10 protein-coding genes are annotated in these 14,892 nt (G+C 37.4%); 5 read left to right on the top strand and 5 right to left on the bottom strand.

The window, feature by feature from the left end; translation table 11 throughout:
• Positions 1 to 5 precede the first annotated feature (5 nt).
• Together JOE23_RS00445 and JOE23_RS00440 are read right to left on the bottom strand one after the other, a co-directional pair.
• Positions 6 to 872: a TetR/AcrR family transcriptional regulator gene (locus JOE23_RS00445; protein WP_204435319.1), complete on the bottom strand. Its 867-nt coding sequence runs from the start codon at positions 870 to 872 to the stop codon at positions 6 to 8.
• Between the two features lie 622 nt (positions 873 to 1,494).
• Entirely contained in the window at positions 1,495 to 2,280 is a 786-nt protein-coding gene (locus tag JOE23_RS00440) for a MerR family transcriptional regulator (RefSeq protein ID WP_204435318.1), read from the bottom strand.
• A 111-nt stretch (positions 2,281 to 2,391) separates the two neighbouring features.
• On the opposite strand from JOE23_RS00440, the gene JOE23_RS00435 reads away from it, so the two are divergent.
• The 4 genes from JOE23_RS00435 (at position 2,392) to JOE23_RS00420 (ending at position 9,125) form a co-directional block, all read left to right on the top strand.
• Positions 2,392 to 3,726 carry an MATE family efflux transporter gene (locus JOE23_RS00435; protein WP_204435317.1) on the top strand — a complete coding sequence of 445 codons (1,335 nt, stop codon included), beginning with the start codon at positions 2,392 to 2,394 and terminating at the stop codon, positions 3,724 to 3,726.
• Positions 3,727 to 5,072: 1,346 nt separating this feature from the next.
• Positions 5,073 to 5,597, top strand: a complete 525-nt coding sequence (locus JOE23_RS00430; protein WP_204435816.1) for a competence protein ComK — start codon at positions 5,073 to 5,075, stop codon at positions 5,595 to 5,597.
• 132 nt (positions 5,598 to 5,729) lie between these two features.
• Positions 5,730 to 6,803: a hypothetical protein gene (locus tag JOE23_RS00425; RefSeq protein WP_204435316.1), complete on the top strand. Its 1,074-nt coding sequence runs from the start codon at positions 5,730 to 5,732 to the stop codon at positions 6,801 to 6,803.
• A gap of 624 nt (positions 6,804 to 7,427) precedes the next feature.
• Positions 7,428 to 9,125 carry a cellulase family glycosylhydrolase gene (locus JOE23_RS00420; RefSeq protein WP_204435315.1) on the top strand — a complete coding sequence of 566 codons (1,698 nt, stop codon included), beginning with the start codon at positions 7,428 to 7,430 and terminating at the stop codon, positions 9,123 to 9,125.
• Between the two features lie 101 nt (positions 9,126 to 9,226).
• On the opposite strand, the gene JOE23_RS00415 is transcribed toward JOE23_RS00420, so the two are convergent.
• On the bottom strand, positions 9,227 to 13,030 hold the full coding sequence (locus JOE23_RS00415) for a 5'-nucleotidase C-terminal domain-containing protein (RefSeq protein WP_204435314.1): 3,804 nt from the start codon (positions 13,028 to 13,030) through the stop codon (positions 9,227 to 9,229).
• Between the two features lie 114 nt (positions 13,031 to 13,144).
• Here JOE23_RS00415 and JOE23_RS00410 point away from each other — a divergent pair, with 114 nt between their 5' ends.
• Positions 13,145 to 13,345 (top strand): hypothetical protein, encoded by a 201-nt coding sequence (locus JOE23_RS00410; RefSeq protein WP_204435313.1) that lies wholly within the window; start codon positions 13,145 to 13,147, stop codon positions 13,343 to 13,345.
• Positions 13,346 to 13,710: 365 nt separating this feature from the next.
• On the opposite strand, the gene JOE23_RS00405 is transcribed toward JOE23_RS00410, so the two are convergent.
• Complete coding sequence (locus tag JOE23_RS00405; protein ID WP_204435312.1) at positions 13,711 to 14,277, bottom strand: hypothetical protein; 567 nt, start codon at positions 14,275 to 14,277, stop codon at positions 13,711 to 13,713.
• 21 nt (positions 14,278 to 14,298) lie between these two features.
• Positions 14,299 to 14,859, bottom strand: coding sequence for a hypothetical protein (locus JOE23_RS00400; RefSeq protein WP_204435311.1), 561 nt, complete (start codon positions 14,857 to 14,859; stop codon positions 14,299 to 14,301).
• Between the last annotated feature and the right edge of the window lie 33 nt (positions 14,860 to 14,892).

Here is a 14,892-nt window from a genome sequence, read left to right as displayed (position 1 = left end):
TCAAGTTAACCTTTCAAGTTAGGTATAATTTTTTGTTTGAACACTTGAATATATTGATATAATTCTGGAATAGCACTTAATTCATGAATGATACCCCTTAATAACATTGGATTGCTTTCGTCTTTTCTTAATTCACGTTTTAAAAGTACGACAATATCTTGTAGTTGACTTTTTTCTTCTGGGTCCCGATCTAAGCGAGCAATTTCAGCACGAAGCTGATCACAGTGGCCAGCGATTGATAAACCAGTATCTGCCTGTTTAATTCCTAACTGCTCTTCAGTCATTTGTGGAGACGGTTGATCCTCTAATAAGCCTAGTACAACACTTTTTAAACGCTCTACGATAAAAGTAGCCAATTGATCGGGGTCAAACTGCAACTCATACAGAACGATAACCTTGATATATCCTTGCATCAATCCATCATAAATAACTGAACAATCCATTAAATATGGAATAATCTTCTGACCATAAATATCTAACATGTGTTGCCTAGTTAGATGATAAATTTTTCCAATCACTTGTTTAGCTATTTGATCAATATTTTCGCCTACATTTAGGTTATCCCTAACACTCATCAACATATACCCTTTATGCTGACTAACCAACTGTAAGAACAGTGCTGTTTGTTTTACCAGCTTATCTTCCGGTGTACCTTCCTCCTCATTAATAGTATCTAGCTTCTCCATTACCATTTTGACATAATAATCAACAATCTCAGCGGTTAAGGCTTCTTTTGAAGCAAAATACAGATAAAATGCACCTTTGGATACCCCACTTTGTTCAACAATTTCTTGGATTGAGGTTGCATGATAACCTTTCCTTACAAACAACTTGATACTTTCTTCCAGTATCCGTTGCTTTTTCTCTTGCATACACCCACCTCTTTCACATATGACTGACCAGTCAGTCATTGTCGGTAATAAGAGGGTATCACACATTTTATATAGGAGCAAGCCGTGTAATTTGTAACTAATTTGTGAAGATGTGGCTGATGGAATAGAAATGAAAACGAAGAAATTATGATGCGTGTGACAATAGAGCATGGACTTGTAACCTTAGTCTGCTCATTAGCTTTTGGATCTCCTTCTTCTTGACATGCATTTTCACGGTAAGCAGTTCATAAGCCTTAAGTCTTTCAAGCAATCGATGGGGTTCAACATCTAAAAGTGTCATTGAGCGATACTTGTCATATGATTAAACAGTTCAACAAGAGAATCAAAATAATAATTAATATTTAAAAGGCCACAAGGGCAGTCGTTAACGCAAACCCATTTTGTTATCAAGCGCATATATTGCTCGACCATTTTTTTGTCCGCATCAAATCACCTTCAATTTTGTTTCTTTGTGGGATACGTGTTTCACAACATTTCTAATTCACTGAATAACGCAAGTAGTATTTAAACCTCAACACTTATTTTTAAACATCACCAAAAATCTCTCCCCTTTTTTAGATAAGTAGCTTGCCCCCAAATTTTGGCGCACTCATGGTTCCTTCTAGTCATCCATTTTTACCCTTGTTTGTAAGGTCAAATGTATTTTTGTCCTTGAAAACGAAAAATTTGAAAAATCTTCAATGACAATATATTCTCCAATCGGCTCATATCCAGCCTTTCTACATTTCTGATAAAATAAGGTCTGGATTTTTTCCACCTCACTATAGTCAGTAATATTAATATTAAAACAATAATAATAGCCTTCTTCCAATTCATAGGTAGAAAAGTTAGCTAATTGTTTAGGGTTTTTTTGATCATAAAGACAGTTAATACTTAAAGAATCAGTGAAAATTGTAAAAAATAAATAGCTATTATCGGAATAGTTTAAATCATGTTTTTGAACTAAATCGTATAATTCTTTTTCCGTCTTATCTATATTAATATCGTTGTCAACAATGTGAAGTGTCCGTTTTGGAAAATGCATGATTTTATCCGTATGTGTTTTAAAGTCAGTATAACTTTTTCTTAACTTATTTACAGAGCTTAAGGTACTTTTTAAAAACATCATTTCTTCATCAATTTGCTTTTCAATTTTGTCTAATATTTCAAGAAAATTATAATCATTTTTTTGATGTAAAATTGCTTTAATTTCAGTTATGGGGAGATTGAATTTTCTAAAAGTAATGATGATGTCAAGGATATCCAGTTCTCTATATGAATAAAGCCTATAGCCATTACTATCAATTAAATGGGGCTTGACTAACCCCTTTTTTTCGTAAAAGCGTATTTGTGAAGTCGTAAGATTTAAAAGGGTAGCCACTTCGCCTATTGTTAAAAAATTTCTCAATTTATACATCCTCCTTGACCTTGAACTAGGTTTAAGGTTTATTATAATGACTGATGCGAATGAAATCAAATCGACGCGTCGTGAAAGTCAAGTAATGAAGGGGTGTTTAAATTGGGAAAACATAGAACATTAGATTTAGGAAAAACAAATATTAATAGAATTTTTTGGGTGTATGCCCTACCTTCTATACTAATGATGATTGTACAAAGTACAGCTGCTTTTATCGACTCTGTCTTTATCGGACGCTATGTAGGCGCAGATGGTTTGGCCGCAATCACAATAAGTATGCCCTTACTTATGTTTCTAATCGGAATAGGGACAATGATTGCCGTAGGGGGAACAACGTTAGCAGGAATAGAAAAAGGGAAAGGGAATTTTGAAAAAAGCAACAACCTTTTTAATGTCACAACAAGTTTATTGCTTATTTCAGGTTTTATTGGAACCATTGTGATTTATACAATCATTCCTGCACTGACCAATTTAACAGGCGCAGAAGGCGCTGTTTTTCACAACACTGTGGTGTATACCGAATATATTGCTTTTTTTGTGCCATTCTTTCTTATCAATTTTGCTTTTGGTTTTTTCCTGAAGCTTGATGAAAAACCAGTGATCGTTGTTTTAATTATGTTAAGCGGCACTTTGGCAAATATAATACTGGATTATTTATTCATTGCAACATTTGATATGGGGATTCGTGGAGCAGCATTAGCAACAGGTATTTCACAAGCGCTACCTTTTGTTGTTTTCTTCATAGTTATTGTATTTAAATCTAATTGGAAAATTAAAAAACCAGAATTTTCTCTTTATGATATTAGAAGAATATTTTATAATGGCTCATCGGAGTTTTTGAGTAACATTGCAACAGCATTAACTGGTATGGTTTTTAACTATATTATTATGCTCAACATAGGTAGCGATGGTGTGGCAGCATTTGCAGTTGCGCTACAACTGGTTGGGATTGTTACTTCAATAAGTTATGGTATTGCTGAAGGGAGCCAAGTAGCAGTTAGTTATAATTTCGGGGCAGAACAATATACCAGAGTGAAACATATTAGAAAGTTGACTTTTAGAGTAAGCTTCATTTTAGGCATTTTGTTAGCTATAACTTCATTATTATTTAGCCAAGAGTTGGCAAGTATATTTTTAAGTGAGGATAGAATTATTAATATGGCTAATGAAATATTGGGCTACTATGCTATTTCCTTTATCTTTCTTGGCGTAAATATTAGTATTGCTACCTATTACACTTCCGTTAATGATCCTGCTCGATCAGTGATTCTTACATTATTTAGAAGTTTAGTTTCAACCCTTATAGGCTTAGCGATACTTCCCCTACTTTTTGGTGAGAGCGGTATATGGCTCACTGTAATATTTGTTGAGGTAGGTACGCTTATTATCGGATTTTTCATGTTAAAAAGAAATCCCTTTGGTAATGTGAAGGTATAGTATTAACTAAAAAACTTATATCTGCTTTGCTAATTTTTAACCATTCATATTTAGGAAGCCAATGGCTGACAAAGTGGATCTAAGTGTGCAGTTATATTTCCATGTACAAACCCTTTTAATACTTTAAAGATTGGAGAAACTTGATATATGCGTTTCAGTGGGTGGTGCCGTTCTTCCCGTTTGTTTAGTGAAGCAGGACATTGCGGTCGTTATCACCCCCTAAATAGATGAGTTCTACTCTCTATTTTCGGTGGGTGTTTTACGAACAGTTATTTATGATAAAAGACATCTCTTTTTCGTTAGTGTTTCCCATTCAATCACACCACAACAAATATTGAGGTGTTTTATAGTCATTCAACCTTCTCGTACGTTAAGCACATTATTTCGTTCCGAAAAGCAAGGAATTCGCTTTTCGCGGAGCTCATCCTATTCCCGCAGAAGTCTCACCTCTTGCTTATCTCCACTTAGACTGGGGGTTCATACGAAATGTGATTTCTCCATTTTTCGTGCGATCGCAACTCGCTTTCATGCAAATTTCTTACTTTTCGTGCGATCGCAACCAGCTTTCATGCGATTTCCTCGCTTTTCGTGCGATCGTAACTCGCTTTCATGCGAATTTCTCGGTTTTCGTGCGATCGTAACTCGCTTTCATGCGATTTCCTCGGTTTTCGTGCGATCGCAACTCGCTTTCATGCGAATTTCTCACTTTTCGTGCGATCGCAACTCGTTTTCATGCGATTTTCTTACTTTTCGTGCGATCGCAACTAATTTTCATGCGATTTTCCTATTTTTCGTGCGATCGCAACTCGCTTTCATGCGATTTTCTTACTTTTCGTGCGATCGTAACTCGCTTTCATGCGAATTTCTCGGTTTTCGTGCGATCGTAACTCGCTTTCATGCGATTTCCTCGGTTTTCGTGCGATCGCAACTCGCTTTCATGCGAATTTCTCACTTTTCGTGCGATCGCGGAAAGTAGAACATAGCTCACCTGCGCGTCTAAAACGAAAGGTATATAATCAATCGAAAATCTATATTCAAAGGCAACGCTCATATTTAATATGAGGGTTACCCTTATACCATCATGGCTGAACCTGAAAATTCAGATGGGAAAGTTGAGTTTGCTCATTCACCCTTCTCGTTGATCCAAAGCTTCTAAATGAAGCAGACATGTAAAAAGCATCTCCCCCTAACCTTGCTTGATTTCATTTAATTTGTAGTTGCCCTATCAAACCAAATAATCTTTGATCACATAAAAAACAAGTTCAAAATATCCAATACTTTTTAACTATGAGATAATCAAAAATAGGTCATATTAACGATTGAAATATATTTAGGGGGTAGATCTTATATATCCAATTAATTCATTTTATACGATCACAGATCAAACCTTATATATTCGCTCAGCTTATCAAGCGATCGCAAACACTGAAATTGAAGAACTTAAAGGTACACGTTATGTGATGCAATCTGTCCAACACATCATCGAACAGGCTTGTATTCAAAACGGATCCTCGTATCAAGGAAGAGCTACAGCCATGCAAGCCTTGTTTAAACTAAAACAAAATCCTCCAATCCCAATTAATCCAGCATATGATCTCTATGCTTTTGCCACCCATTCTCCACGTCAAGATCAATGTGTATGGATTATCACGAAACACATTAAGTATATTGATGAACGAGAAAAAGAGGCCATCATCCAATATACAAACGGCAAAGTATTAAGAATTCCCATGTCAAAAAGACGGGTCCAACGCGTTTGTGCTTATTTATATAAATATCACCTTTACTTTAAAAACCCGGTTGAATGTAAAACGAGTAAAGTATTTGCTTCTGAAAATTCACTAAGTAGCATTAAGGATACATATAATTAAGGCACAGGGCTTAAATACGCCAAATAAATAGATTTTATTTGCAACCAAAAATAACCACATATTTCTGCGAAGTAAGGAGTTTAATTATTTATAAAAGTGGAAACACGATAGTAAAAGCGTAAGGGGGATACCATGTCAAATAAAAAAACTATGGGTGTGATTATCGGTTTGCTTGTTTTTGCTGTTCTATTGATTTTAACGGTACCTTTTCTATTCAATGATAATCAGGAAAAACAAGTTGATCAGCAATCTGACCGAGATGAGAACAAACAAGAAGTGATTGATGATCAGCCAGATAGCGCTATCGAACCATTATCTGATGATCTAGCCAATCAAATCATCACAGATTATCGATCTGCATACAGAGAAATCATTGATGACCGTAATGATGGCCAATATTTAACCAACTTCGAATCTCTCGATGATGTCGATAGACACCTCACCACCATCATGACAGAGCAACACGCCCAATCCGTTCAAGATATGTATGTCCAAGATCATGATGATGGCATCTACCTTGTGCCAATGGATGGCGTTGTTCTCATTGACCCAGAAGAAAACTATGATGTTGAAGAAATAAGTGAAGATCATTATACAATCACCCAACAAAAAACAAATGCAATTATCGGACACGTTGAATTGATCTACCATGTGGAATGGATTGAAGACCAATGGTTAGTCGCTGATCTACAACAGCATGAAATCGAGCCGCCTTCTGTTGAAGAAACGGCTGATCAGGTTATTCAAGCGATAGCGGACAACGATTATCAACAATTAGCAGCATTCGCTGACGAGGATCAAGGTGTGCTATTCTCGCCTTATGTCAATGTTAGTGATCAAGATCTTATCTTTGATCAAGATGAGATTGCCCAATTTGCTCAAGATGATCACACCTATACTTGGGGACAGCATGATGGCAGTGGACAACCAATCGAATTAACAGCGACAGAATATATTGAAGCATTTGTCGATGTAAGTAGATTAATCGAACCCGATGAAGTTTTCATTAATCACTATAATCAGCATGGTAATGTGTTAAATAACTTGGAAGAAGCATTCCCAGAGGCCACAGTTGTTGAATATCATCATCAAGGTTCTGAAGAAGAAGGCAATATCGATTGGGAAAGCGTACACCTCGTATTTGAGGAAAATGCATTAGGTTTATGGCGCTTGGTCGCTATTGTCTCAGATCAATGGACGATTTAACCATGATCCAATGGGGATGGGACAAGACTAAACAGAAGAAGTTAAAATCCGAATGATTTAAACAAAACGAAGCTAAAACACATAGATCCCGGGTAAACAAATCTTTTCGATGGGGCGACACAGTCCCAGCACGGCTGAAGACCGACTCGGGAAGCTATGCTTACTTTACTTAGTTGAAGGTTAGACTAAACTCGTCACCTCGTGTGTCAACATCTAACCTACTTACAGCCTGCAGGCCCGAGGAAAGTGAAGGGTTTGCCAGAGTGTTATATATTGCTTAGATATTGATATTTGGATTACTTTCTAATTACTCTTTTGTCCCAATCTGTTTTTTATTTTTTCTCATTAAAAGCTATCCAAAACGACACAAATAGCTCGGATTGCATGTTTTTTTAGTCTAGTTATGATGGTTTTTTTAATAGATAACTTGTGTTAATTTATTTGTGTAAGCGTTTTCCGTTATTAAGATGCGCTTTTCTTGCTTTCCTACTGTTCCTCTTACATCACGCTTTCTTCCACATGCATATCTTTTTTGTTGAAACGCTTAACAATCAATCGAAAGGAGGTATCGAATACGTGACGCTGTTCTTGCCTTCAAAATAAAATCGAAAGGAAGATCAAGTAATGAAGAAAAACTTTACTGTCGTTAGTTTATTGTTCCTGTTACTTATCTTACCTACTCCAATTGTTTCTGCAGATGATTCACTTGATATTGAAGCGTATGCCCAAGACATGCAGCCCGGCTGGAATCTTGGTAACTCCTTTGATGCAGTTGGCCAAGATGAAACGGCCTGGGGAAACCCTCCTGTGACACAAGCATTAATTGATCAAATTGCCGCACAAGGTTATAACAGCATTCGTATTCCAGTCACCTTTGATCAGCGAATGGGACATGCACCAGATTACACCATTAATCAGGATTTTCTTGATCGTGTCACACAGGCCGTTGATTGGTCGCTTGATACAGGAATGAAAGTGATGATCAATGTTCATCATGACTCCTGGATTTGGCTTGAATCGGGTATGGCTAACAATCAGCAACAAACTGTTGCACGTTTTCAGGCGATTTGGGAACAACTTGCCGATCATTTCAAAGATTATCCGATTGAGCTGATGTTTGAAAGTATTAATGAGCCACGATTCAATGCAGACCCGTCTACTTCACAACAATATCTCGATCGATTAAATGATGAATTTCATCAAATTGTTAGAAACTCCGGTGGGCTTAATCACATGCGCCCACTTGTGATTCCAACACTAGACACAGGAGCGGAGCCAGAGAAAGTAAATGGTTTATCAAATTGGATTAATAGCAAGCAAGATCCAAATATGATGGCCACCATTCATTATTATGGATTTTGGCCGTTTAGCGTTAATATTGCAGGCGTAACAAGGTTTGATCATGAGTCGATTAATCATATGCACGACGCGTTCGACCGCGTTCACAACCGTTTTACTGCACAAGGTATTCCTGTCATCGTTGGCGAATTTGGCTTGCTTGGATTTGATACCGATCTCAATACGATTCAACAAGGTGAGAAGTTAAAATTTTTCGAATATATGATCCATTATGCAAAGGAAAAAGCGTTTGTTCATATGTTATGGGATAATGGCCAACATTTCGGTAGAACGTCTTTTCAATGGTCTGATCCCGACTTATATCAAGTCATGAAAGCAAGCTGGAGCGGTCGATCAGCTACAGCCGAAGCTGACTTTATTTACTTCAAGCAAGGTGAGCCTCTCACCGATCAGACATTAAATCTTAATCTAAATGGCCGCACCCTTGAATCAATTAAAATAAATGGACAGCGGTTATCAGCCAGCAATGATTACGCATTAAACGGTGATCAATTAACACTCAAGCACCAGGCACTCAGCCCATTTATCAACCTGAATCAGTTAGGAACCCGTGCAACACTTGAACTCCATTTTGATCAAGGAGCAGCTTGGAAAGTTAACTTAACTGTTTATGATAGACCAACTGTTCAAGCCAATAGCGGTGATTATCGAACTTTTCATATCCCAACTCAATTTAACGGTGATCAATTAGCTACAATGGAAGCACTCTATCTACATGGTGAAGCGGCCGGACCACAGAATTGGACGACTTATAAAGAATTCGGCTATGTCTTTTCTCCTGATTATGATCAAAATAGGGTTGTTTTCACATACAATGAGTGGGATCAGCATAGTCGGTTATTCGATGAGATCCGTCACAATGAACCGATTTTAATCCGGTTACATTTCTGGAGTGGTGAAGTGATTGAATATCAAGTCATGCGACAAGGCAATACCGTAACAGGATCACCGGTTACAAATTAATAAACCATCCTTTTTCAAAAAATTACACCTCTCAACATTCAAGTATTTGGTTTAACAAGCTAAATACTTATGAAAGTGAGAGGTGTTTCTCAATATTAAAATTAGTCTATGATCACACTTTTAGTCGAACGAAGCATGATCAATACGATCCCGCTCATCATTAAAACAAAGCCAAGTAGCAACCAATTAAATGTTGTCGTCGCTGTTTCTGGTAGGATATGTGTAACATCGACACGATCTTTAGACACATCTTCTAATTGAGGTGTGCTGCCTGAATCATCGTCTATCAGCTGTTCTTGATCATCATTAGTCATGATTTGCTCTTCATCATTATTAGGCGTACTTGCTGCGGTTTGATCCCATACCGTAAATACGCTAAAGTGATCGGTTATTGCAGTGACATAACCATCTTCGTACTCACCGCCCACTAGCTCCCAATTCTCTTGATCATTTAAATAGAAAATTTTCAAATCCTCTTGGTTATCCACTTCATTTGTATCAACAGCAAAAGATAGTGTAATGCCTTCTTCAAATGATGTAATCAACTCGTCACCATCTTCTATCGTGAATTGGTAAACCGGACTTAATCGATTATCAATGCCAGTAATTTTTTCAATGGTTAATGCAAAGGTGGTGTTGTCTGTGAAATTAACCATTGGGATATTTAACTGAATATCCTGAGCCACTACACTAAGCGTCGCCTTTTTGCTGACGAGATCCGCTAATTGTTCGGCTGTCAATTCGATTCGATAACGATCCAAATTAAAGTCGGCTAAATCAATCGTTAGTCTACCACCTTCAGCAAGGCGTGCAATCGAATCACCTTCAATGACCAGTCGATTTTGATCAACACTGACGTCCGCTTCGACATCTACTGCTAACTCGTCTTCTTTAAATGCAATAATATCCTCAGTACCTCGGGGCTTAAGCTGAATCGTATCTTGATATATACTGGAAATACCAGTAATGATGACTTGATCACCCACTTCAAAATGAAAATCATCATAATTGAGTCCTGTCCGGTTATCGACACGAACTAACACAGATTGATCATTAACCGTTGCATTAAATTCAAACGTTCCATATTGATTCACTTCATTTAAATTTGATATGGTTGCCCCCTCTATTTGAACAAGTTGGCCTTGATTGGCTGATGAGAGCTGATTCGGCATTAAATGAATGGGATCAGGCGTCGGCGTTTGCCCGACAATATCAAGGTTCTTAACGTCTGAGATTTGCACCTCGCCATTAAAAACATTTTTGCTACCCGTTAATACAATTTGATCACCAGCTTCAATATCTAGCTCAGTTTGATAAACATAAATGCCAGCTGTCTCATCTTGCAAATAGAAACCAGCACCACCCCAACTACCACTATTTGTTGTAGCTATACCTTCAACTTTCACTTGTTCACCATTACTAGCAGCCCTTGCTTCAGCAATACTAATTAAATCAAGTTCGGGTTCTTCAATTTCTTCAACAAACCGATAGCTAGTTGGGCTTCTTAATCCTGGTACCGAAAAATAATTGGCTAAATCACCCGTGATCTGAATGTGTTTACCTAAGTTATCTGGGTGATCAACTAAATTAAGATCTGCTCGAATATCGTTATTTGGTAATTGAACAGGTAAAATATGATCCATGTTTCGCTCATCAGGAGAATCGGCGAGCATCATATTGGTATTAACAAAAGGGCCATCAAAGTTCCCGGTCATTGTACCGACAATATAGCCTTGAACCGTTGCTATCCCTTGATTGTTTGCAATGGCTTCAGCCACTGTGATAAATTCTTGATCACCTTCTGATTGGTCAATCGTAATGCGAGAACCTTCTTGATAATCAATTGGGCCATCATATGACCTGATATAATCTACTATTGATTGCCAAACGAGGGGATATTCCCCCACGACCGTCTCAGCACCTAGGTTGTAAAAGTTACTGCCATGCATATAATCATTGTACGCAACTATATATTCCTTCGCCTCGTCAAGCGGGCTACCATCTGGTGATGTAAACGAAACATCAACAAATTGATTCCCTTCTTTAATCAATTGATAATGTATGCCAGACACTTGAATATCAACACCACCATGGTAATTTGACTGTGTTAAAATCACATCTTTTAGACGATCAAGATCTGTCTTTACAACCTCAATTCTATTACTATATTGATCTAAAAATTCAATTTGACTATCAGTGATCACGCCCGCTGGAATATTACCATTAACGGATGAGCCATTTAATAAAGCAAAATCAGCCCCTGTTTCTGCACGAACAGCATCTGTATATAGATTTCCTAGACCTGAATCTCCATCACGATTATTGACTGAAGACAAGCCATATTCAGTCGATCCAATCGGTTCACCTTCTATAGGTGCATCGGTCACTTCAATCGCAATTCGCTCATTGGCACTGTAATTAATCATTTGATCATTTGCGGTTAAATACTTTGCATACGTCAGCATCGCATCTGTCATCATACCGGTTAAAGCGTCTAATACCGCACCTTGGAAATCATAACCACTTCCACCGGTACCAATGTAGTCACTAACCGCAACGGTATAAGTCGCATCTGGATCTATCGGTTCATCCTCTATATAAAGCTCAGCATCAACATAACATCCTGTATTATTGGTTAAAATCGTATAATGCAAGCCTGAACTCTGCAAATCTATTGATTGTCGCCGTTCATATGAAAATTGAATCACATCTTTCAATGCTGCTCCAGTCATCTCATAAGTCATCATTTCATTTGCAAAAGGTTCAATCGTATAAATATCATGTACGGTAATCGGACCCACAGCAATATTTGCTCGAATGCCGCCATTATTAGTTAAAGCCACATCCGCACCCGTGTGATGTCGCATCGCATCTGTCCAGAAGTTACCTAGTGATGTATCTGTGCTCCCACTACGATTTAATCCTGTCTCGGTATAACCAATTTCTTCAGACAATAACTCGTCCATTTCTTCATTATATTGATCGACCATCGCTTGAATTTCACTATCAACTTCTGTTAAAGCACTCACATTTTGTAAAAAGCCTTCAACTGCTTCTACTTCGCCTGTTGACGGATTAAAAGATAGAATCACATTCCCAATATTCTCACCGTTGCCACCGGTTTGTACAATCGGCGTCCCATTAACAACAGCAGGCTGATTTAACGTTGTGTGTGAATGACCACCAATAATCAAATCAAAAAAGTCCACTTCTTCTGCAAGTTGACGATCCACGTTATAGCCAATATGCGTTAGTGCAATTAAAATATCAGTCTGCTCTACTAAATACTGATAGTCTTTAGCTGTTTCAATTGGATCTTCGAAGTGCATTCCTACCACATTAACAGGTGCTGTTGACGGAGGCGTTTCTGTTAACGATAAAACACCCACCGTTAAGCCATCAACGTCAAAAATATGATAGAGTTCAGGTTGGGGGAAATCGACTAACGTATCGTTACCCACCACCATATTCGCACTTAACCATGGAAAGTTAGCTTGTTCAATCCGTTTCACTGTCTCTTCTTGCCCATAATCAAATTCATGGTTACCAATCGCCATCGCTTGCAAGTCGATATGATTCAACAATTCCACAATCGGCAAACCATACTGCAAGTCTACTACCGGGTTACCACTAAAGATGTCACCCGCATCTAAATAAAGTGAGTGACTGGCTACTTCCCTTTCTGCTTTAATGTAAGCGGCCATTTTTCCAAAGTCATTAATTCGAGCATGGATATCATTCGTATGCAAAACCTTTAACTCTATGAGCTCATCTTCTTCAGCATGGCTGACAACTGGCATATTAAAGGTAAATAATCCGAACAGCATCACAACAATTAATATCAGTGCGCACCCTTTCTCCAACAATCGCTTGACTTGCATGTCTTTAACCCACTCCCATTCCATTTATTTTCATCACTTAAAGTTTACCAGACTATTGTAAAAATAATATAAAATAACTGTAAAAGTTATGTATCTATTATGAAAAAAGGTATAATTATAGCATAAGGAGCTGATCACATGATGACCGTTTACGTCAATAACCAGCGCATTGAACTATTTAATGGCGCCACATTGAAACATGCTTTGTTAAAGGCAAATGAACTGCTATATCATGATGTAAGAAAACGGCGTGCTGTGATTAAGGATAGTGAGGGGAATTTAACGGATTTAAATGGGGCTGTGATGAATGGTTGGCATTATATCGTTGTGTATGAATAATAAAACGAAACTTCAATGTTCCATATGTATCCATAATTTCCTCAAACCATTGTACCTTTGAATTAAACGTTATGGACTGATCGATCATGTCTGTATCAGCCATTTATTACCCCCCCTTCATTTTATCTATTCGACGATTGATAATCGCTTATGGTTGCACAGGTAATATAAAAATCAAATTTTATGATAAGCACAAATGACAAAACTTTTAACTATATCCATCCCGTTCTTAACATTAAATCTCTTTATACCAAGAGTTATTTTATCTATTAATAACAAAAAACTCAGTAACTTTATATCCGTTACCAAGTCCCCTGATTCTATTAATTCATTTGATTGCTCTAAAAATTAAAAGTGTTTTACCCTCACTCCGGCCAATTTAAGTCAAATTGAAGCACTTCTTCCCGAAGCACTTCACCATCACTGTCATATAAAATAAATGTCGCTTCTTCAAAAGGCTCATCTTCTAAAATAAGATACCACATCTGCCACTCTGCTCTACCAATCTCCGGTCGGTACTCTCTGCCATCATCAGTGATAATCACAATCTCTTCTGCATTTCCCGACACCGGGCCTCTTAAAATGACGCGATCGGTAATTTCAGCATAAGTCCCCTTCACCCAAGCTGTTTTCCTTTCCATACGATTACTAATCGCTTCAACAAATTGCCACCCCCGCCATGTTTTTTCTAATTCCATCACACCGAAATTATAATAAGCTGGGAAATCCCAACTATAAAAAACCAATGCCCGATCATCATCTAGATATTCAATCGCATAGACATCCTCGACATACTGCCTTAAGGTACGGAACTCTTGTTCAATGACTTCTTCAATATCTTGATAAGCATTTAATCGTTCAGATATTAAGTAACTGCCAATAGTGAGCAGGGTGATAACTGTTACAATAATCACTATGATTCTTTTTTTCAACGTGATCCCTCCAACTAATAACTAGCTATTCAAATCAAATTGCAGCACTTCTTCTCGAATTACTTCTCCATTTCTATCAAATAAAATAAATGTCGCTTCTTCAAAGGGCTCATCTTCTAAAATAAGATACCACATATTCCGCTCTGCTTTACCCACCGAGGGACAATACTCTCTACCATCATCAGTGATAAGCACAATTTCTTCTACCGCTGCTGTTACAGTACCTCTTAAAATAACGTGATCGGTAATTTCAGCATATACACCTTTCAACCAAGCATTTTCAATCTCAATCCGATTGCTTATTGCTTCAACAAATTGCCAACCCCGCCATGTTTTCTCTAATTCCAAAACACCTAAATTAGAGTATTCTGGATAACTCCAACTATAAAATATTAACACCCGATCATCATCTAGATATTCAATCGAATAAACATTTTCAACATATTGTCCCAAAGAACGAAATTCTTGTTTAATAACCTCCTCGATATCTTGATCATCAGTTAACATTTGAAATATTAGGTAACTAACAATAGTGAGCAGGGTGATAACTGTTACAATAATCACTGTTATTCTTTTTTTCAACGTGATCCCTCCCATAGACTAGCTATTTCTTTT

Origin of the sequence: Amphibacillus cookii, assembly GCF_016908375.1 — a bacterium.
In the GTDB taxonomy this organism is placed as follows: Bacteria; Bacillota; Bacilli; order Bacillales; family Amphibacillaceae; genus Amphibacillus_C; species Amphibacillus_C cookii.
This window is presented reverse-complemented; position numbering and strand designations above follow the sequence as displayed.

Excerpts from the sequence above, each read along its gene's own strand:
- JOE23_RS00420 (WP_204435315.1), top strand. The coding sequence starts at position 7,428 with ATGAAGAAAAACTTTACTGTCGTTAGTTTATTGTTCCTGTTACTTATC.
- JOE23_RS00445 (WP_204435319.1), bottom strand. The coding sequence starts at position 872 with ATGCAAGAGAAAAAGCAACGGATACTGGAAGAAAGTATCAAGTTGTTT.
- JOE23_RS00410 (WP_204435313.1), top strand. The coding sequence starts at position 13,145 with ATGATGACCGTTTACGTCAATAACCAGCGCATTGAACTATTTAATGGC.
- JOE23_RS00415 (WP_204435314.1), bottom strand. The coding sequence starts at position 13,030 with ATGGAATGGGAGTGGGTTAAAGACATGCAAGTCAAGCGATTGTTGGAG.
- JOE23_RS00425 (WP_204435316.1), top strand. The coding sequence starts at position 5,730 with ATGTCAAATAAAAAAACTATGGGTGTGATTATCGGTTTGCTTGTTTTT.